The organism is Pseudomonas sp. P135 (assembly GCF_020312125.1).
Classification (GTDB): Bacteria; Pseudomonadota; Gammaproteobacteria; order Pseudomonadales; family Pseudomonadaceae; genus Aquipseudomonas; species Aquipseudomonas fragariae.
In genome coordinates this window covers 131,225-148,685 of the sequence record NZ_JAGPYR010000004.1, presented here as the reverse complement: position 1 = coordinate 148,685, position 17,461 = coordinate 131,225, and the positions used below count along the sequence as shown (strand labels likewise).

Genomic DNA, 17,461 nt, shown 5'->3' with positions numbered 1-17,461 from the left:
GGTCCGTTCTTGCCATTCCCGGTGCTGACTATAGCCAGCACGCTCTGACGCTAGATCCCTCTAAAGTGTGATTTGCACGACCAACGCCTCTGGACCGACCGTTTCCGGGAAGCCGCCAAAAAACATGTGGCGGGGAGGATGGCGTAATTTGCAAATTTGGCAAGTCACAGAGCAGGACCTGCAGCGCAGACACGTGCCGTCGCCAACGGATACGGCATGCCCGAGGTGTCAGAGGGTCGAGAGAAAGGCACTGTTGCTGCTTTGCCACTCCACGATGTCCAGGCGCATGCGTTTCTTGTCCAGCTTGCCGACGCTGGTCTTGGGAATTTCGGTAACAAGCGCGATCTGGCTGGGAATCGCCCACTTATTGATGTGACCTTGCTCGACAAACGGCTTGAGGTGCTCCTTCAAACCCTTGGCATCGAGCTGGTGGCCATCGCGAATCACCAACAAGGCAAACGGCCGCTCTCCCCATTGCGGATCGGCGATGCCGACCACTGCCACTTCGCGCACTGCCGGGTGGCGGCTGCACAAATCTTCGAGTTCCAGCGACGAAACCCATTCGCCACCGGTCTTGATCACGTCCTTGATGCGGTCGCGAATGTCGATGAAGCCCATGCCGTCCAGCGTCGCCACATCACCGGTGTGCAGCCAGCCGCCCGCCCACAGCTCGGCGCCTTTTTCGGGCTCGCGAAAGTAGCTTCCGGTCAGCCAAGGCGCACGCAGCACCAGCTCTCCCTGGGTTTCGCCGTCGGCCGGGAGGAAGTTGCCCTGCTGATCGATGATGGCGGCTTCCACCAGCATTCCCGGCACGCCGGCCTTGATCCGGTAGGTGATGCGCTCGTCTTCACTGCCGGCTTTCAACTCTTCGTTGATGTGCGCTACGGATATGAGTGGTCCGGTTTCAGACATGCCGTAGGCGGCAGTGAGCTGGATGCCGCGGGATTTGGCGGCCTGATACAGACTGCGGGTCAGGGAGCTGCCGCCAATGATGATCTTCCAGCCACCGAAATCGACGTTCTGGGCAGACTTGGCGTTCAGCAGCATTTGCAGAATGGTCGGCACGCAATGGGAGAAGGTGACTTTCTCTCTGCGCCACAGCTCTACCAGCAACTCGGGATCGTAGCGGCCGGGATACACCTGTTTCAGACCGAGCATGGTTGCCGCATAGGGAATGCCCCAGGCGTGCACGTGAAACATCGGCGTGATGGGCATGTAGACGTCATCGGTGCCCAGCAGCCGGGTGCTGTCGATACAGCCCATGATGGTCGCCACGCCCATGGTGTGCAGCACCAGTTGGCGGTGGGTGAAATACACCCCCTTGGGGTTGCCTGTGGTGCCGGTGGTGTAAAACGTGGTGGCGACCGAGTTTTCGTCGAAATCCTCGAACACGTATTCGGGGCTGGCCGCCGCCAGCAGGGTCTCGTACTCGCCCACGAGGTTGGGCAGCTCGGCAGTCTTGTCTGGCAAATCCGTCAGCAACAGGGTCTTCTCGACCGTGCTCAGGTGTCCGGACATCGCCTGATAGAGTCCCGTGAACTCGCTATTCACCAGCACCAGACGGTCGTCGGCGTGGTTGATGGTGTAGGCGATCTGCTCGGGAGAAAGCCGCACATTGACGGTGTGGATGACCGCACCAATCATCGGGATGGCGAACATGCATTCCAGGTAGCGGTGGCTGTCCCAGTCCATCACCGCCACGGTATCGCCAGACTTCACGCCCGCCGCTGTCAGTACGTTGGCCAGGCGACAGATGCGTTCGTTGAGGGTCGCGTAGGTGTAGCGGACCGAATCACGGTAGATGATTTCGCGCGTCTTTTCATAACGACCGCCCGACAACAGCAGGCGCTTGATCAACAGAGGGCACTGATACGCGCCATCGGCGGGCGGAAGAACGCGAGTCTGTAACATATGAAGCCCTTTTTCAAAGTCCATAAGCGTGCTGAAAATATGCACTCTAGGGCCTCGGGCTGCCAGTGAAATCAGTAAAAGGGATGATTTTTCGAGACGCCCCGCGCTGTCTGCAAGGGGCGTCCGGACTGCTGCATGTGCTCGGTAAGCGGCGTACTGAACTCAGGTTTCAGCGCACTTCGGTCAGCGCCAGCTTGATGCCCAGCGCGATCAGCACGCCGCCCATGGCCCGGTCGAACCAGTGCCCCATGCGCGCGAATCCTGCGCGCACCCGGGCCTGGCTGAACAGTCGCGCCACCAGACAGAACCACGCCGCCGTCGCCACTGCGAGGTACACGCCGTAACCGCCCTGCACCAGCAGTGGCGTGTGCGGATTGATCACCACGGTGAACAGCGAGAGGAAGAACAGCGTCGCCTTGGGATTCAGGCCATTGGTGACGAAACCGCTGATGTAGGCACCGCGTGCCGTGCGCTCGCCGGGAGGGGCCTTGATGGCGGTATCCCCCGTTGCAGCGGCCGGCTTGGCGCGCAACGCCTTGATGCCGATGTACAGCAGATAGGCCGCGGCTGCCCATTTCAGCGCGTTGAACAGCACGATGGACTGGGAGACGATAATCCCGATCCCCAGCAGCGAATAGCCCACATGCAGAAAGATCGCCGAGCCGACGCCCAACGCCGCCCAGGTCCCTGCCTTGCGCCCATGAGTGACGCTTTCACGCACCACCACCGCGAAATCCGGACCGGGGCTGGCAACCGCCAGCAAGTGAATCAGCGCAACGGTAAGAAATTCTGCCCAGTACATGTGGGACCTCCTGGAGGGTTGACGTCTGACCCGGCAGATTACGCTGTCTGATGTCTTCGCAACAGATGCCGGCATTGATGCGACGCAGGGCGTGCTCTAACTATCGTGCGTCGCATGCCTTTCCGGACGCTCCGCGTCCTCGTGACGACGCAGAGCGTCGTGAACTGCATTCCCACGCTGGAGCGTGCGGAACGATCATCGCAACTATCGTGCGACGCTCCGCGTCGCATGCTGTTCCGGACGCTCCGCGTCCTCCCGGCCCATATCCTGTTAGACTGCGCGCTTTTTCAGGAGCCATTCCATGGACCCGCGCAGTGAAGTGTTACTCCGTCAGGCCGAGCTGTTTCAGGGCTCGCTGTTGTTGGTCGGGCTGCCCGCCGATGACCTGCTCGGAAAACTGCCGGACGCACGTGGTTGGTGCTGGCACGCCGGTGATCAAGCGGCCCTGGATGCGCGTTTTGAAGGGCGCGTGGATTTCGGCGTCGAGGCGCCACAGACTGACTTCGAAGCCGCCGTGCTGTTCCTGCCCAAGGCACGTGATCTGACCGACTACCTGCTCAATGCACTGGCCTCGCGACTGGCCGGACGCGAGCTGTTTCTGGTCGGCGAGAAACGTGGTGGCATCGAAGCGGCTGCCAAGCAACTGAGCCCGTTCGGCCGCGCGCGCAAGCTGGACAGCGCCCGCCACTGCCAACTGTGGCAGGTCACCGTCGAGCACGCACCGCAAGCCGTCAGCCTGGAAAGCCTCGCCAGGCCCTACCAGATCGAATTGCAGGACGGCCCGCTCACCGTCGTCAGCCTGCCCGGTGTGTTCAGCCATGGCCGGCTCGACCGTGGTTCAGCCTTGTTGCTGGAAAACATTGACAAGCTGCCCAGCGGCAACCTGCTCGATTTCGGTTGCGGCGCCGGAGTGCTGGGCGCGGCGATCAAGCGTCGTTACCCGCATAACGAAGTCATCATGCTCGATGTCGATGCCTTCGCCACCGCCAGTTCGCGCCTGACCCTTGCCGCCAATGGCCTGCAAGCCCAGGTGCTGACCGGTGACGGCATAGACGCAGCCCCGATGGGCTTGAACACGATTCTGAGCAATCCGCCGTTCCACGTCGGGGTTCATACCGATTACATGGCAACGGAAAACCTGCTGAGAAAAGCACGCCAACATCTTAAATCAGGTGGCGAACTGCGCCTGGTCGCGAATAACTTCCTGCGTTATCAGCCGCTGATCGAGGAGCATGTCGGGCAGTGCGAAGTCAGGGCTCAGGGTAACGGTTTCAAAATCTACAGCGCCAAACGCCCCTGAAATAAGCACTTGCCGAAACGTTTTCGCGGAGGCAGAATCCGCTCCGTCCTAGGGGAGTAGTCTCCCACGAGCGCCATGCTCGTCCGGCACGTATCAACATACTTGGTCCTCAGACCATGGTACGTGCGACCCGGAATCCGCTCAGACGGATCGGTGGTTTGACAAGACCTATGACACGAACACCTTACCCGGGGCGGGGAGGTCGTACGTGTCATAGCCGTGTCGACCCGCCCCTCAGGAAGCCTGATGCTGGAATCATTCTTAATCCCCACCGCAGTGGTCGCGCTCGCCGAAATCGGTGACAAGACGCAGTTGCTCGCGCTCGTTCTCGCCGCGCGCTTTCGCAAGCCATGGCCGATCATTGCCGGCATCGTTGCCGCAACCCTCGCCAACCATGCAGCCGCCGGCGCAGTGGGTGCGTGGTTCAGCAGTTATCTGTCAGACGCAGTGCTGCACTGGATCCTCGCCGCCAGCTTTACCGCCACGGCGCTGTGGACACTGGTTCCGGACAAGATGGACGACGACGAAGCCAGCACGGCACGCAAGTTCGGCCCGTTCATGACCACGCTGATCACGTTCTTCATCGCTGAAATCGGTGACAAGACGCAGATCGCCACGGTGATGCTGGCGGCGCAGTATTCCTATCTGTGGCTGGTCATTCTGGGCACCACGGTGGGCATGCTGCTGGCCAACGTGCCGGTGGTGCTGGCGGGCAATTTCGCCGCCGAGAAGCTGCCGCTGACCCTGATCCGCCGACTGGCTGCCTGCGCGTTCTTCGTGCTGGCGCTGGTGGCGGTTTACAAGGCAATGCAGGTCAGCGGCTGGGTGTAATGCCGGCCCGTAGCGTTGCGAAAACACTCGCAACGCTACGGGCGACTCATCCACTCAGGATTTAGCGGCTTTCTGGTACAGCGGCATGACTTTCGGTATCGCAGCCTGCAACGAGGCGATGCGACTTTCCGAGGCCGGGTGAGTGCTCATGAACTCAGGCTGCGAACCGCCGGAGTTCTGGGTCATTTTCTGCCACAGGGTGATCGCTGCATTAGGGTTGTAACCGGCGCGTGCGGCCAGTTCCAGACCGAGCAGATCGGCTTCGTTCTCGTTACTGCGACTGTTGGGCAGCGTCAGGCTGTAGTTGACCACGGTATCTGCCAACGCCAGGCTGTCCTGCCCCAATCCCAGCAAGGCGCCTGCGCCCTGCTTGGCCATCGAAACACCGTACGCCTTGGACATCGCTTCACGCCCGTGCTCGCGCAACGCATGGGCGATCTCGTGGCCCATGACCGCAGCGATTTCATCGTCGGTCAGTTTGAGGGTATCGATCAGGCCGCTGTAGACAATGATCTTGCCGCCAGGACCACAGTTGGCGTTCAGCTCGTCGCTCTTGATCAGGTTGACTTCCCACTGCCACTGGGCCGAATCAGGTCGCAATTTGGGCGCCTGGGCAATCAGTCGATCGGCGATTGCATGGACCCGCCTGGCATTTGCGCTGGTGGTGTCCAGTACCCCTTTGCTGGTCGCCTCGCCAACGGTCTGCTGGTAGGACTGGGCGTACATTTTGTTGACTTCATCCGTCGAGAGCATGCTGAACATGTACTGTTTGCGCTCCACACCGACCGAGTCGCCACTCGTGGTATTGACTGCCTGACACCCGCCGAGCAGCAACGCAGCGCTCAAGGCACAGAAGGCAAATGAAGGACGCATGGTGTATCTCCTAGTGTATGAAACGGTCATTCCCGGGGCAGACCTCTGCGCCAGATACCGGCCAGCTGGCATCTTGGTCTTTGCACAGGGGCTGATGGTTCCCGCAGGTGTGTCCAGTTTGTATCAGATGTACTTCAACGCGGATATCGGATTTGTCCGATTCGGCGTTTTTTGCCTGGCCCGACTAGCTCAGAGGCGTAAGGCACTCAGGGGCATTGAGCTTGGGATCATTGACCAGATTGGCCAGTGGCCGCTCGCGCAGCGCCGTCTGCGGGGCAGCCAGCAACGCTTGCAGGGTCGGCAGCGGCGTGTCGGCGGCCAGCCAGTCTTTCTGGCCCTTGGCGTCCAGAATCAATGGCCGGCGCTGGGTTGCCGCGGCCTGGGTAACTACTGCGACGCTCAGGTACGTATGCCCCTGCACCGGATAGGCTTCCCAGATCGCGGCGAAAAACAGCGCGGCGCCCTCCCCCGGCGTCAGCCAGAACGGGCGTTTGCGTACCGTGCCGCGCCATTCGTAAAAGCCGTTGGCGGGGAGCAGACAGCGGCGATGGGTGAAGGCATCGCGAAACATCGGCTGCTCGGCCACCGTTTCAGCGCGGGCATGGGCAGGCGTTTTCGACAGGTCAGTGAGCCAGGCCGGCGTCAGGCCCCAGCGCGCGCGCACCAGCTCGATGCCCTCCGCGTTGTCGGCGGCACGCATGATCAACACCCAGTCGGCTGGCGAAATATTCCATTGCGCCTGCTGATCGGCAGGGAAACCGGGCAAGGCGGCAAAGGCAGGGGTCCAGCGAAACAGGGCATAGCGTCCACACATGGGGGCTAATCAGACTCGTTTGAAGGTGCTCAGCACACCAGCACATCGGGGAAGTCGTCCGGCTCATCGCCAGACAGGGGCGAGGCGCTATTGTACGCAGTGATCAACGCTCGTGCGCGAGCGACCTGCGCATCTTCGACCTTGAGGGCCAGAAGCCCCAGCCCCGGCAGCTCGCCCATCGCCCCAAGCAGATCACGACCGGCCAGATGCGCGTTGATGCCTTCGCTGGCAAGCATTGCCAGCAGCAACTCGGCCTCCATCAGGTTCTCGGGCTCGTAGATCTTCTGCATCACTCGTTCTCGCTGCGAACATCCAGATTCCAGTCTTCGCCGTCGGTCTGCAGGTCGAAAACGATCGGGCGGCAACAGACCGGACAGTCTTCAATGTACTGTTGATCGCCGCCGGAAATATCCAGTACGGCTTCGACAGGTTCGCCGCAATAAGGGCAGTCGTAACTCTGTAATTCCTGCATCACGGTCTCCGGGATCAGTTATGCGTATAATTGACCCATTCTTCAGAAGGCAGTTTTAACAAATCCGTCTTCTTTTTACCCTATTCGATTCAAACAAGAGAGCATGATGGGCGAATTTGATGCCATCCGACCTTACAACGATGCAGAAGTCCCCGCCGTATTGGCACGTCTGCTGAGCGACAAAGCCTTTCTCGCCATTCTGACCCGGTTCCGCTTTCCCCGCCTGGCGGGCGCATTCGGCTGGCTGCTGCAGCCAACCCTGGCACGCAAGCTGCGCCGCGAATTTGCCGGTATCGACTCGGTCGCCACGCTGCAGGACAAGGTTGAATATTATGTCGACCACACCATCGAACGCGCCACCGACGGGGTCACCTACACTGGCGTCGAACAGCTGAAGTCCGGTTGCGCCTACCTGTTTCTGGCCAACCATCGCGATATCGTCATGGACCCGGCGTTCGTCAACTATGCCGTGTACCACGCAGGCCTGCCCACTCCGCGCATCGCAATCGGCGACAACCTGCTGCAAAAGCCATTCGTCAGCGACCTGATGCGCCTGAACAAGAGCTTCATCGTGCATCGCTCGATCACCGGGCGGCGCGAGAAGATGGCGGCTTATCAATTGCTGTCGGCGTACATCAATCACTCGATCACCCAGGACTGCCAGTCGATCTGGATCGCTCAGGCCGAGGGCCGCGCCAAGGACGGTGACGACCGTACCGAGTCAGCGATCCTCAAGATGTTCCACATGAGCCGCAAGGATGAGCCGTTTGGCGACGTGATTCGTTCGCTGAACCTGATCCCGGTGTCGATCAGCTATGAGTATGATCCGTGCGACAGCGCCAAGGCCCGCGAGCTGTACATTCGTGCGACAACCGGCGCCTACACCAAGACGCCGGGCGAAGACGACGTGAGCATTGCCCTGGGGATCACCGGCTATAAAGGCCGTGTGCATGTGAACTTTGCACCGCCGATCACCGAGCACTTCGAGGACACCAAGCAACTGGCCATCGAGATGGACCGGCAGATTCTCGGCGGCTATCGGCTGTTCCCGGTGCATTACCTGGCGTACGCGCAGTGGAGCGATGCCGATCCGGCGCTTGAAGTGCCGAAGGCTGAAGCCCTGTTCCCGGCCGATGAACTCGAACGTGCCAGGGAGGAGTGGGAAAGTCGTCTGGCAGGCACGCCGATCGAGCACCGCCCTTACATGATTCAGCAATACGCGACACCGGTGCGCAACCAGTACCGCGTCAAGGCAGGGCTGGCGCTTTAAGACCTGCGCCAGAATGCCTACCGTACCCATGCTCCGCGTGGGTACGCCGTTGCGGGCGCTTTGCCTCCGGTCGTGGGCGCGTCAGCGTGAGGAACGATAGGTGTACGGGAGAGCACGCATCCTGCTCAGGCTCCGCGTGGTCATACGCCCCCGAAACATTCTGCATGACAATTCTCTGCCGCTGTCACCCCAGCGTCATACTTCGCCTGCATTGTGTGGCTCCTCGAGAAACGGACTTCCCTCTCTTTGGAGCTTGTCATGCTGCATGCAAAAAATCAGGATCGCCTTTATCTCATTGCCCCAAGCGATGAGCAGCAGGAGTTGATCGATGGCCTGGCCTTCAATGTTCAGGACCGCCACTGGCTGGTCTACTGCGCACTGGGCGGGCATGTTCATCATGATTTGCCGGATCTGGATCAGGACACGGGGTTGAGTTTCCTGGACTTCTACCAGCAGGCAGCCTGATAGCAAACCCTGAACAGCAAAAAGCCCGGCCCCTTCAACAAGGGCCGGGCTTTTTTTATCGCGACGGTTAGAGGCTTACTGCGACAGGGTCGAACCGATGGTCGGGTCCTGGAAGACGCGAGTCAGCGCGTCGCTCAACACGTCGCTCACCAGCTTGGTGTTGGTTTCCTGGTTCGGCGCCATACCGAAACGCTGGTCCAGCGATGCGGCGTAACGACCACTGTAGGTGCGACCGTTATTGCGCACGTCAGCGCGGAACGTCGAGCTGATGGTGGCTTCAGTGACGTACAGACCTTCCTTCGGCGACTGGTACTTCAAGTCTGCCAGGGTCACGGTCAGCTGTGGAGCGTTGCCGCTCTGGGTTGGCGTAAAGCCCAGCAGGCGCACGGCCGCTTCAGCCTGAGCCTGAAGCTTGGGAACGATATCAGCACCGTTGACGCTGATTGCGCTGGTTTCCGGGTACATGCCACCGCGCGTACCCAGCGTCGGCCCAGGACGGCCGTCGACGACACGCACCACCACAGGCTGACCACGCCCTACGGCCGCCAGCTGCGCGTTGAGCTTGGGCGTGGGGCTGAGTTGTTGCGGACTGTGGGCACAGCCCACCAGGGTCAAACTGCTTACAGCAAGCAAACCGAACAAAATGCGACGCAGCATGCTCATTTCTCCATGGGCCAGACACTGAATGTGCCGCAGTATAGCGGCCTGTAACAGCCGCTAACCAGAGGCCACTGACCGTTAAGCCTCGGACATTCGACACGCATCGGGGTTCACGCAGCAACGCAGGGCAAGATTCATCCAGCACAGTGTAATCAGGGCGTCACATCCACGCGGCAGACTCGCCTCCATCGCCCAGACGCTCATTAAAGTCACAGGAGCTGCGCCATGAATCTGTTCCGGTCTCTGTTCACTGCACGCCCACAGCATCGCCACTACGCGCGTATCGATCAGGCAGGCGTCTGCCGTGCGTTCAAACACTGCGCGCAACGTCCGACCGGCGTGGAATGGGTCGAAGTGACCGAGCAACGGCTCAGCTGGCTGAATCAGGCCCTGCCCGCCAGCGCCCGCGTGACGCAGCGCAGCGAACGCTCACCGCGCGGCCAGTTGCTCACCGCCTGACCGGGGAGCGAATAAAAGTCATTTAAAGCGATCAATTCCTGCCATTTCATCGCTATAATCTCCCCCCGATTATAAGGACGTCTCCTGATCGGGCCTCGCAGCACTGCTAATCGCCGTATTAGCGCCTTCGTAATGCCCACAGAGAGCCGCCCACACAGGTCATTTGCGCACGAGTGTGCTCGATGAAAGGTGAAGAATGCTCGAATCGTATCGAACCTTTCTCGCCGGCCAGCGCCTCACTCTTTATGCGCCTGACCTGCCAGCGCTGTCATCGCAGCCATTTCGAGGTTTGGTTCGCGTTCCCAAAAGGACGTGAAAAACGGGTTTCACTACTTCACAAGAGTGTGGCGAGCAAATGAATAGGTACGCGTTTGTAAATGCACCATCAGCGTCTGAACCGGCTCTCTTGAACAGGACTGACCGCAGCCGCGCCTCCATGACCGGAGCCTGACGCCATCGACAGGAGCCCGTTGCACAAGGGGCTCCCTGACGATGGTCGAATGGCCTCGCGGGCCTGGAAATGCGTTCATGAAGCATTGATGAACCATGACCGGGCCTGACCGGGACCTGCGCTTTGGATGCGAAAAATTGCGAAGAATCGGTCAGGCGATCCTGGCCAGGCAAGCGAGGGTAGAGAGTTGATCCAGCCCGCGAACACCTGGCAACCAGCCTCAGGATCGTATGCCGTCAATTTGGTGCTGCAGATTTTGGAGACGCGTTAATGGCGCATAACGAAGCAGTCGATGTAGTACTGGTCGGAGCGGGCATCATGAGTGCCACTCTGGCGGTATTGCTAAAAGAGCTCGACCCCGGCATCACGCTGGAAGTCGTTGAGCTGATGGATTCCGGTGCTGCGGAGAGTTCCAACCCGTGGAACAACGCCGGCACCGGCCACGCCGGTCTGTGCGAGCTGAACTACACGCCGCCTGCGGCTGATGGCTCCATCGACATCAAGAAAGCGGTGCACATCAATACCCAGTTCGAAGTCTCGAAACAGTTCTGGGCCTACCTGGCACGCAAGGGCACCTTCGGTTCAGCCCGCTCATTCATCAACCCGGTTCCACACCTGAGCTTCGTGCAGGGCGAAAAAGGCGTCTCGTTCCTCAAGACCCGTTTTGCAGCCATGAGCAAGCATCACGCCTTCTCCTCGATGGAATACACCGAGGACAAGGCAAAACTGGCCGAGTGGATGCCATTGATGATGCCTGGCCGGCCTGCGGACGAAAAAATTGCCGCAACGCGCATGATGAACGGCACCGACGTCAATTTTGGCGCGCTGACCAATCAACTGCTTGGCCATCTGACCAGCGCTCCAGGCACGCAGATCAAGTACCGCAGCCGTGTGACCAACCTGACCCGCAACGGCGCCGGCTGGACCGTCAGCGTCAAGGACGTGAATGGCGGTGGCACGCGCGAGATAGATGCCAAATTCGTGTTCCTCGGTGCCGGTGGCGCAGCACTGCCACTGCTGCAGTTGTCGGGCATCGAAGAAAGCAAGGGCTTTGGCGGCTTCCCGGTCAGCGGCCAGTGGCTGCGTTGCGACAACCCGGAAGTGGTCAAGCACCACCAGGCCAAGGTCTACAGCCAGGCCGCCGTGGGCTCGCCGCCGATGTCGGTGCCGCACCTGGACACCCGCGTGGTCGATGGCAAGAAATCCCTGCTGTTCGGACCTTATGCCGGTTTCACCACCAAGTTCCTGAAACACGGCTCGTACCTCGACCTGCCGCTCTCGGTCCGCGTGGCCAACATCAAACCGATGCTGGCGGTGGCGCGCGACAACATGGACCTGACCAAGTACCTGGTCAGCGAAGTGATGCAGTCGATGGAGCAACGCCTGGAATCGCTGCGCCGCTTCTACCCGGAAGCGAAAGCCGAAGACTGGCGTCTCGAAATCGCCGGTCAGCGCGTGCAGATCATCAAGAAAGATGCGAAAAAAGGCGGCGTCCTGCAATTCGGCACCGAGCTGGTGTCTGCACAGGATGGCTCGCTGGCCGCACTGCTCGGCGCTTCGCCAGGCGCTTCGGTGACTGTGTCGATCATGCTGGAGCTGCTCGAGCGCTGCTTCCCGGAGAAAACCCGCACGGAATGGGCGACCAAGCTCGAAGAGATTTTCCCGGCCCGGGAGAAGATCCTCGAAACCGATGCGCCGCTCTACGAGCGTATCAGCGCGCAGAACGACGAGGCGCTGGAACTGGTCGAGAAAAACAGCCAGGAACACAGCTTCGCCTGATCCGGTCGCTGCTGTGCTGTAACAAAAAGCCCCGTGAGCCTTTACCAGCCACGGGGCTTTTTATTGCGTTTATTGCAGGTGCCGGTCAGAGGCTTCTGGACAGTACGGCAATGTGCTCGGGGCCAATCCCGCAGCAGCCGCCAATGTGCGTGGCGCCGCGCTTGACCCAGTCTGCCGCCCACTGCTGATAGCCCTGCGGGTCAAGGTCTTCACGCAGCTCATCCAGGCCGTCGTTGGCGGTGGCGTCCTTGGGTTGCGGCGGGAAGGCGTTGGCATAGGCGCCGATGGCAATGTCGACGTTCAGCGACGTGAACACCTCACGCGCTGCATCGATTGCGCCACCGATCACCTCTGGCTGACTGCAGTTGAACAGCAGCGTGGCGACACCCATTGCTGCGGCAGCCCTGGCGGCGTCGGCGACCGGCTCACCTGAGCGCAGGCGCGGGACCTCGTCAGTATCTTCATCCTGCAGGGTGAAGGACAGCCAGAACGGTTTGCCGTCATTGGGCAGCCCGGCGCGGATGGTCTGCGCTTCGAGAATGCAGCTCTGGGTTTCGGCCAGCCACAGATCGACATACGGCGACAGCCCGGCAATCAGTGGTTTCAGAACGTCGGCAGCCAGTTGCGGCTGATAGAGATCAGGGCGATAGGAACCGAACAGCGGCGGAATGGAGCCCGCTACCCGGGCGCGTCCGCCAGAAGCATCGGCCGATTCGCGCGCCAGTTGCCCGGCCAGCGCTGCCAATGCCTGACCCTCGCGGGCAAAACGCTCTTCGCCAATATGAAACGGCACGACGGCGTAGCTGTTACTGGTGATGACCTGAGCACCACTTTCGATATAAGCGGCGTGTACCGCACTCACCGCTTCCGGTGCTTCACTCAATGCCAGAGCCGACCATTCAGGCTGGCGGAACGGGGCTCCGCGACGCTGCAGTTCACGGCCCATGCCGCCATCGAGAATTACAGTTGTGCCTTGCGTCATATGTGATCTGCTTATATGTATATGAAAAAAACTCATTATGAGTCAGTCTTGTATAACGTATTTAATACGGCCCTTTCATCAAACTACAAACACTTTTTCAGGGGATATCTGTGAATTATCGCGCTCTGCTGGGCATCGGCCTGGTCACTCTGGCAGCCTCCACGCAAGTTCTGGCCGGCGCCACGCTGGATCGCGTGCAGAAAAACAAAGAGCTGGTCAACGTCCTCATGGAAAGTTACCCGCCCTTCTCTTTCCTGAATGACAAGAATGAACTGGACGGCTTCGATGTCGACGTCGCCAAGGCCGTGGCGCAGAAACTGGGCGTCAAGCTGCGCCTCGAAACACCGTCCTGGGACGTGATCGCCGCGGGCCACTGGAGCGGACGTTATGACATCTGCGTCTGCTCGATGACACCGAGCAAGGCCCGCGCCGAAGTGTTCAACTTCCCGGTCGAGTATTACGCCTCGCCTGCAGTGATCGTGGTCAACGCCTCGGATGATCGTATCCATTCGGCCAAGGACCTGAGCGGCAAGAAAGTCGGCCTGACCAGCGCCTCCAGCTACGAAAGTTACCTGAACAAGAACCTGGTCATCGATGGCGCCGAAGACAAGCCCCTGCAGTACCCGTTCGAAGACGTACAGATCGCCCCGTACGACAACGACAACGTGGCCTTTCAAGACCTTGGGCTGGGTGCTGGCAAGCGGCTGGACGCGATACTGACCAATCTGGTGACCGCAAAACCGCGTCTGGATCAGGACAAGCGCTTCAAACTGGCGGGCGAGCCGCTGTATGAAGAACCCAACTCCGTGGCCATCGAAAAAGACGATCCGGAATGGGACGCCAAGGTTCGCGAAGTCTTCGCCGAACTCAAGAGCGACGGCACCCTGAGCAAGCTGTCGCAAAAGTGGATCGGTGCTGACATCAGCAAATGACTTCCTTTCAGCCCCAGCGCCCACCCGAGCAGGCCGAGCAGAGCCTGCTCAAGCGAGTTTTCGGCTTCCGTACGCGGCTTTACCTGACCTGGCTGGTCATGTTCGTGCTGTTCGCCGGCTTCTTCCTGAGCTTCGATCTGAAGCTGTCGATCATCCTCGACAAGCTGCCGAACCTGATCGGGCTGCATCTGGCCCCCAACGGCTTTCTGCAGGGCGCGGCGCTGACATTGTTCGTGTCAGTGTGCTCGATCGTGGTCTCGGTCGTGCTTGGCTTTGTCACTGCACTCGCACGGCTCTCCAGCAGCGCAGTGGCGTTTGGCATCGCCAGCTTCTACGCCTCGTTCTTTCGTGGCACGCCGCTGCTGATCCAGATCCTGTTGATCTATCTCGGTCTGCCACAACTTGGCATCGTGCCCGGAGCCATCACGGCAGGAGTGATCGCGCTGTCGCTCAACTACGGGGCTTACCTGAGCGAGATTTTCCGTGCCGGCATCATCGGCGTCTCCGTCGGGCAGCGTGAAGCCGCACTGGCCCTGGCGCTGCGCCCGACGCAGATCTTCTGGCGCGTCACCCTGCCCCAGGCCATGCGCACGATCATTCCGCCGACCACCAACCAGTTCATCTCCATGCTCAAGGACTCTTCCCTGATTTCAGTGATGGGCGTCTGGGAAGTGATGTTTCTCGCGCAGTCTTACGGCCGCTCCAGCTATCGATACATCGAAATGCTGACCACCGCAGCGGTGCTGTACTGGATCATGTCGATCGGGCTGGAGTTGTTGCAGTCACGACTGGAGCGGCATTACGGCAAGGCGTATCAGGCACGCAAATAACTGCAGCGTTCGTCCTCACGCTTTGCGCTCAGTGTTATACGCAAGTCTGTTTTTGATTCTGGCCGAAGGCCGTGGGAGCGAACTTGTTCGCGAAGGGGGTCGTATAATCGCCGAAAATGCATCGCCTAAAACACCGTCTTCGCGAACAAGTTCGCTCCCACGCCCTCTGGGCAGAAGCTCGGAAGCCCGTTATTCCGGGCGCTCTAGGACGTGTGTATAACGACTGAGAGCTCCGCGTGGGAATGCAGTTCCGGACGCTCTGCGTCCAGCTCTGGCAATGCGGAGCATTGGCACGACAGTCAACTGCGGGCTTTTTCGATCAGTTCGATGTATTCGTCAGCATTGCGCTGATCCTTGATCAGGGCGATGAAGTCGTTGCCGTGCTCGTCCTTGCCATCGAAGTCATGGCCCGCTTCCTTGAAGAACACCAGAAAGCGTTCGAAATCGTTGATGCGCAGCCCACGATAAGCCTTGATCAGCTTGTGCAGCGACGGCGAGGTAGCATCATACGGCTCGAAGTCGAGGAACAGTTTGATCTGCTCATCGCCGATCTCATCGCCAATCAACTGCTTCTTATCTTTACGCATTACAGGCTCCAGCAGGTCGCAGACACTTTCACGGGCGGGCAGTTTACCCTCCGGCGAGCGCCGCGCTCAACGCGCACGTGCAGAGGTGGTGTGCAGATCAGCCCAGATGTGTCCGTTGGCATAACTGAGGAACTGGCAATAGACCTTCTCGTTGCGCAGCAAGTCCACCAGCACGCGGTACTGGGACAGCGGGTAATACAGCGTCAACGTGCGCGACGGCTCATCATAGGTCGGCTTTTTAAGGCTTTTGCTATCACCGCCATCGAAGTGCACGAGCACCTGGGAGATGGATGCGCCCTTGTTCAGCGACTTGCCCTTGAGGCGCAGCGACAAGGGCGAGGTGACCGGAATCGGCTGCTGACTCGATTGCCGCTGGTTACCGGCAACGATGGTGTACTCGGTGACCCGCATCAACTGTTGCTGCTCGGGCACACCATCGCGCAGGCTCAGGTCGTCAGGCGGCAGGTATTGATCGTGCATGGGGCTGGCCGATACCGGCGCAGCAGGTGCGGCAACGGCCAGACCAGACAACAGCACCAACGCCACGGCGCCGGGAATCAGTAGCTTCATTGAGGGTTTCCATATAATTGCCAATCGACGACCGCCCCTGTTCGCAGAAGCGGTCGTCAGAATGCCTTACATCCCTTTGACCGCATAGATACCGGCAGCATTACGCCAGTAACCTTTGTAGTCCATACCGAAGCCGAAGATATAACGGTCGATGCACGGCAGGCCGACGTAATCGGCTTTCAGGTCCGGGCGAGCCTTGCGGTCGTGGTCCTTGTCGATCAGCACGGCCGTGTGCACAGCGCGGGCACCGGCGTGTTTACAGAAGTCGATGATGGCGCCCAGGGTGTGGCCTTCATCGAGGATGTCGTCGATGATCAGCACGTCACGGTCCATGAACGAGACTTCCGGCTTGGCTTTCCAGAACAGATCGCCGCCGGTGGTTTCGTTGCGATAACGCGTCGCGTGCAGGTAGGACGCTTCCAGCGGGAAGTTCAGATGGGTGAGCAGCTTGCCGGAGAAAATCAGGCCGCCATTCATGACGCAGAACACGACAGGATTGCGCTCGGCCAGTTCGGCATTGATCTGCGCGCCGACGCGGGCAATGGCCGCATCCACTTCGGCCTCGGTGTACAGGCAGTCAGCTTCGCGCATGACTTGACGGATATGCTCGAGATCAGCGGACATGACGCTCTCCAGGTAAGGCAGTTTGAGAAAAGCGGGCAAAGGTACGCATCCGTTCAAGCCAGAGCAAGTGATTCTGGACTAACGTTGCGAGTGTCTTGCAAAAGCCGCGAACGTCGAAGCTTCGTAACGATACTGCATGTGCTTTAAGACAGTCAGTGCCGAATAGATTAACCTAGACCGATTTTTGCCCCGCTGGAGCCTTTCCCCATGCCCATTCGTGAGATCCGTCACCCACTGATCCGCCACAAGCTCGGCCTTATGCGCCGCGCCGACATCAGCACCAAGAATTTCCGCGAGCTGGCTCAGGAAGTCGGCGCGCTGCTGACCTATGAAGCCACCGCCGACCTGACGCTGGAAAACTACGACATTCAAGGCTGGGCCGGTACGGTGTCAGTCGAGAAGATCGCGGGCAAGAAAATCACTGTCGTGCCGATTCTGCGCGCCGGTATCGGCATGCTGGACGGCGTGCTCAGCCTGATTCCGGGCGCCAAGGTCAGCGCGGTCGGCGTGGCCCGCAACGAAGAAACCCTGCAGGCGCACACCTACCTGGAAAAACTGGTCCCGGAAATCGACGAGCGCCTGGCAATGATCATCGACCCGATGCTGGCCACCGGCAGCTCGATGGTCGCCACCATCGATCTGCTGAAGAAGGCCGGCTGCAAGGAAATCCGCGCCATGGTCCTGGTCGCGGCGCCCGAAGGCATCGCTGCCGTAGAGAAGGCGCACCCGGACGTGATGATCTACACCGCTTCCGTCGACGAGCGTCTAAACGAACACGGCTACATCATTCCGGGCCTGGGCGATGCCGGTGACAAGATTTTCGGCACCAAACAGAAGGACGCGTAACCC

General features: G+C 60.0%; 21 protein-coding genes and 1 riboswitch. Of the genes, 10 read left to right on the top strand and 11 right to left on the bottom strand.

Annotation, left to right across the window (positions count from 1 at the left end):
* Nucleotides 1–228: 228 nt before the first annotated feature.
* Nucleotides 229–1,911, bottom strand: coding sequence for a fatty acid--CoA ligase (locus KBY08_RS07630; RefSeq protein ID WP_024640140.1), 1,683 nt, complete (start codon nt 1,909–1,911; stop codon nt 229–231).
* Between the two features lie 169 nt (nt 1,912–2,080).
* Nucleotides 2,081–2,713, bottom strand: a complete 633-nt coding sequence (locus KBY08_RS07625; RefSeq protein ID WP_024660939.1) for a LysE family translocator — start codon at nt 2,711–2,713, stop codon at nt 2,081–2,083.
* 301 nt (nt 2,714–3,014) lie between these two features.
* On the opposite strand from KBY08_RS07625, the gene KBY08_RS07620 reads away from it, so the two are divergent.
* Together KBY08_RS07620 and KBY08_RS07615 are read left to right on the top strand one after the other, a co-directional pair.
* Nucleotides 3,015–4,013, top strand: a complete 999-nt coding sequence (locus tag KBY08_RS07620) for a class I SAM-dependent methyltransferase (protein ID WP_003346154.1) — start codon at nt 3,015–3,017, stop codon at nt 4,011–4,013.
* A 39-nt stretch (nt 4,014–4,052) separates the two neighbouring features.
* Nucleotides 4,053–4,246: riboswitch (yybP-ykoY riboswitch) on the top strand.
* A 13-nt stretch (nt 4,247–4,259) separates the two neighbouring features.
* Nucleotides 4,260–4,844 carry a TMEM165/GDT1 family protein gene (locus tag KBY08_RS07615; RefSeq protein WP_024641248.1) on the top strand — a complete coding sequence of 195 codons (585 nt, stop codon included), beginning with the start codon at nt 4,260–4,262 and terminating at the stop codon, nt 4,842–4,844.
* 54 nt (nt 4,845–4,898) lie between these two features.
* Here the strand turns inward: KBY08_RS07615 and KBY08_RS07610 are convergent, their stop codons facing one another.
* The 4 genes from KBY08_RS07610 to KBY08_RS07595 form a co-directional block, all read right to left on the bottom strand.
* Nucleotides 4,899–5,717, bottom strand: a complete 819-nt coding sequence (locus KBY08_RS07610; RefSeq protein WP_004406896.1) for a M48 family metallopeptidase — start codon at nt 5,715–5,717, stop codon at nt 4,899–4,901.
* Nucleotides 5,718–5,901: 184 nt separating this feature from the next.
* The gene (locus KBY08_RS07605; protein WP_004406897.1) at nt 5,902–6,531 is read right to left on the bottom strand and encodes an SOS response-associated peptidase; all 630 of its coding nucleotides are present in this window, start codon (nt 6,529–6,531) and stop codon (nt 5,902–5,904) included.
* Between the two features lie 29 nt (nt 6,532–6,560).
* The gene (locus KBY08_RS07600) at nt 6,561–6,821 is read right to left on the bottom strand and encodes a putative signal transducing protein (protein ID WP_003318203.1); all 261 of its coding nucleotides are present in this window, start codon (nt 6,819–6,821) and stop codon (nt 6,561–6,563) included.
* Nucleotides 6,821–7,003 carry a CPXCG motif-containing cysteine-rich protein gene (locus KBY08_RS07595; RefSeq protein WP_004406898.1) on the bottom strand — a complete coding sequence of 61 codons (183 nt, stop codon included), beginning with the start codon at nt 7,001–7,003 and terminating at the stop codon, nt 6,821–6,823. The genes KBY08_RS07600 and KBY08_RS07595 overlap by 1 nt, the downstream gene beginning before the upstream one ends.
* Before the next feature lie 103 nt (nt 7,004–7,106).
* Between KBY08_RS07595 and KBY08_RS07590 the strand changes: the two genes are divergently transcribed.
* Both KBY08_RS07590 and KBY08_RS07585 read left to right on the top strand, forming a co-directional pair.
* Complete coding sequence (locus tag KBY08_RS07590) at nt 7,107–8,273, top strand: 1-acyl-sn-glycerol-3-phosphate acyltransferase (protein ID WP_003421706.1); 1,167 nt, start codon at nt 7,107–7,109, stop codon at nt 8,271–8,273.
* A 258-nt stretch (nt 8,274–8,531) separates the two neighbouring features.
* Entirely contained in the window at nt 8,532–8,738 is a 207-nt protein-coding gene (locus KBY08_RS07585) for a hypothetical protein (protein WP_003346138.1), read from the top strand.
* Nucleotides 8,739–8,813: 75 nt separating this feature from the next.
* Here KBY08_RS07585 and KBY08_RS07580 read toward each other — a convergent pair whose 3' ends face one another.
* On the bottom strand, nt 8,814–9,395 hold the full coding sequence (locus tag KBY08_RS07580; RefSeq protein ID WP_004406899.1) for a YajG family lipoprotein: 582 nt from the start codon (nt 9,393–9,395) through the stop codon (nt 8,814–8,816).
* 228 nt (nt 9,396–9,623) lie between these two features.
* Here KBY08_RS07580 and KBY08_RS07575 point away from each other — a divergent pair, with 228 nt between their 5' ends.
* The 3 genes from KBY08_RS07575 to mqo all read left to right on the top strand — a co-directional run bounded on the left by KBY08_RS07575 (nt 9,624) and on the right by mqo (nt 12,087).
* Entirely contained in the window at nt 9,624–9,857 is a 234-nt protein-coding gene (locus tag KBY08_RS07575) for a hypothetical protein (protein ID WP_060400323.1), read from the top strand.
* A 182-nt stretch (nt 9,858–10,039) separates the two neighbouring features.
* Complete coding sequence (locus tag KBY08_RS07570) at nt 10,040–10,216, top strand: hypothetical protein (protein WP_154232346.1); 177 nt, start codon at nt 10,040–10,042, stop codon at nt 10,214–10,216.
* Between the two features lie 362 nt (nt 10,217–10,578).
* Nucleotides 10,579–12,087 carry a malate dehydrogenase (quinone) gene (mqo, locus tag KBY08_RS07565; RefSeq protein WP_111522471.1) on the top strand — a complete coding sequence of 503 codons (1,509 nt, stop codon included), beginning with the start codon at nt 10,579–10,581 and terminating at the stop codon, nt 12,085–12,087.
* 85 nt (nt 12,088–12,172) lie between these two features.
* Here mqo and KBY08_RS07560 read toward each other — a convergent pair whose 3' ends face one another.
* Nucleotides 12,173–13,069: a homocysteine S-methyltransferase family protein gene (locus KBY08_RS07560; RefSeq protein ID WP_058398340.1), complete on the bottom strand. Its 897-nt coding sequence runs from the start codon at nt 13,067–13,069 to the stop codon at nt 12,173–12,175.
* Nucleotides 13,070–13,179: 110 nt separating this feature from the next.
* Between KBY08_RS07560 and KBY08_RS07555 the strand changes: the two genes are divergently transcribed.
* Both KBY08_RS07555 and KBY08_RS07550 read left to right on the top strand, forming a co-directional pair.
* Nucleotides 13,180–14,001, top strand: a complete 822-nt coding sequence (locus KBY08_RS07555) for an ABC transporter substrate-binding protein (protein WP_054091882.1) — start codon at nt 13,180–13,182, stop codon at nt 13,999–14,001.
* Nucleotides 13,998–14,831, top strand: a complete 834-nt coding sequence (locus tag KBY08_RS07550; RefSeq protein WP_057458246.1) for an amino acid ABC transporter permease — start codon at nt 13,998–14,000, stop codon at nt 14,829–14,831. The genes KBY08_RS07555 and KBY08_RS07550 overlap by 4 nt, the downstream gene beginning before the upstream one ends.
* A 299-nt stretch (nt 14,832–15,130) precedes the next feature.
* On the opposite strand, the gene KBY08_RS07545 is transcribed toward KBY08_RS07550, so the two are convergent.
* The 3 genes from KBY08_RS07545 to KBY08_RS07535 form a co-directional block, all read right to left on the bottom strand.
* Complete coding sequence (locus KBY08_RS07545) at nt 15,131–15,418, bottom strand: PA4642 family protein (RefSeq protein ID WP_004406914.1); 288 nt, start codon at nt 15,416–15,418, stop codon at nt 15,131–15,133.
* Nucleotides 15,419–15,484: 66 nt separating this feature from the next.
* Nucleotides 15,485–15,988, bottom strand: coding sequence for a hypothetical protein (locus KBY08_RS07540; protein WP_004406917.1), 504 nt, complete (start codon nt 15,986–15,988; stop codon nt 15,485–15,487).
* Nucleotides 15,989–16,054: 66 nt separating this feature from the next.
* Nucleotides 16,055–16,612 carry a hypoxanthine-guanine phosphoribosyltransferase gene (locus KBY08_RS07535; RefSeq protein WP_003318214.1) on the bottom strand — a complete coding sequence of 186 codons (558 nt, stop codon included), beginning with the start codon at nt 16,610–16,612 and terminating at the stop codon, nt 16,055–16,057.
* 207 nt (nt 16,613–16,819) lie between these two features.
* Between KBY08_RS07535 and upp the strand changes: the two genes are divergently transcribed.
* Nucleotides 16,820–17,458 (top strand): uracil phosphoribosyltransferase, encoded by a 639-nt coding sequence (gene upp / locus KBY08_RS07530; RefSeq protein WP_024642275.1) that lies wholly within the window; start codon nt 16,820–16,822, stop codon nt 17,456–17,458.
* Nucleotides 17,459–17,461: the final 3 nt, after the last annotated feature.

Coding starts and splice junctions, on each gene's coding strand:
- KBY08_RS07630 (WP_024640140.1), bottom strand. CDS start 1,911: ATGTTACAGACTCGCGTTCTTCCGCCCGCCGATGGCGCGTATCAGTGC.
- KBY08_RS07625 (WP_024660939.1), bottom strand. CDS start 2,713: ATGTACTGGGCAGAATTTCTTACCGTTGCGCTGATTCACTTGCTGGCG.
- KBY08_RS07620 (WP_003346154.1), top strand. CDS start 3,015: ATGGACCCGCGCAGTGAAGTGTTACTCCGTCAGGCCGAGCTGTTTCAG.
- KBY08_RS07615 (WP_024641248.1), top strand. CDS start 4,260: ATGCTGGAATCATTCTTAATCCCCACCGCAGTGGTCGCGCTCGCCGAA.
- KBY08_RS07610 (WP_004406896.1), bottom strand. CDS start 5,717: ATGCGTCCTTCATTTGCCTTCTGTGCCTTGAGCGCTGCGTTGCTGCTC.
- KBY08_RS07605 (WP_004406897.1), bottom strand. CDS start 6,531: ATGTGTGGACGCTATGCCCTGTTTCGCTGGACCCCTGCCTTTGCCGCC.
- KBY08_RS07600 (WP_003318203.1), bottom strand. CDS start 6,821: ATGCAGAAGATCTACGAGCCCGAGAACCTGATGGAGGCCGAGTTGCTG.
- KBY08_RS07595 (WP_004406898.1), bottom strand. CDS start 7,003: ATGCAGGAATTACAGAGTTACGACTGCCCTTATTGCGGCGAACCTGTC.
- KBY08_RS07590 (WP_003421706.1), top strand. CDS start 7,107: ATGATGGGCGAATTTGATGCCATCCGACCTTACAACGATGCAGAAGTC.
- KBY08_RS07585 (WP_003346138.1), top strand. CDS start 8,532: ATGCTGCATGCAAAAAATCAGGATCGCCTTTATCTCATTGCCCCAAGC.
- KBY08_RS07580 (WP_004406899.1), bottom strand. CDS start 9,395: ATGCTGCGTCGCATTTTGTTCGGTTTGCTTGCTGTAAGCAGTTTGACC.
- KBY08_RS07575 (WP_060400323.1), top strand. CDS start 9,624: ATGAATCTGTTCCGGTCTCTGTTCACTGCACGCCCACAGCATCGCCAC.
- KBY08_RS07570 (WP_154232346.1), top strand. CDS start 10,040: ATGAAAGGTGAAGAATGCTCGAATCGTATCGAACCTTTCTCGCCGGCC.
- mqo (WP_111522471.1), top strand. CDS start 10,579: ATGGCGCATAACGAAGCAGTCGATGTAGTACTGGTCGGAGCGGGCATC.
- KBY08_RS07560 (WP_058398340.1), bottom strand. CDS start 13,069: ATGACGCAAGGCACAACTGTAATTCTCGATGGCGGCATGGGCCGTGAA.
- KBY08_RS07550 (WP_057458246.1), top strand. CDS start 13,998: ATGACTTCCTTTCAGCCCCAGCGCCCACCCGAGCAGGCCGAGCAGAGC.
- KBY08_RS07545 (WP_004406914.1), bottom strand. CDS start 15,418: ATGCGTAAAGATAAGAAGCAGTTGATTGGCGATGAGATCGGCGATGAG.
- KBY08_RS07540 (WP_004406917.1), bottom strand. CDS start 15,988: ATGAAGCTACTGATTCCCGGCGCCGTGGCGTTGGTGCTGTTGTCTGGT.
- KBY08_RS07535 (WP_003318214.1), bottom strand. CDS start 16,612: ATGTCCGCTGATCTCGAGCATATCCGTCAAGTCATGCGCGAAGCTGAC.
- upp (WP_024642275.1), top strand. CDS start 16,820: ATGCCCATTCGTGAGATCCGTCACCCACTGATCCGCCACAAGCTCGGC.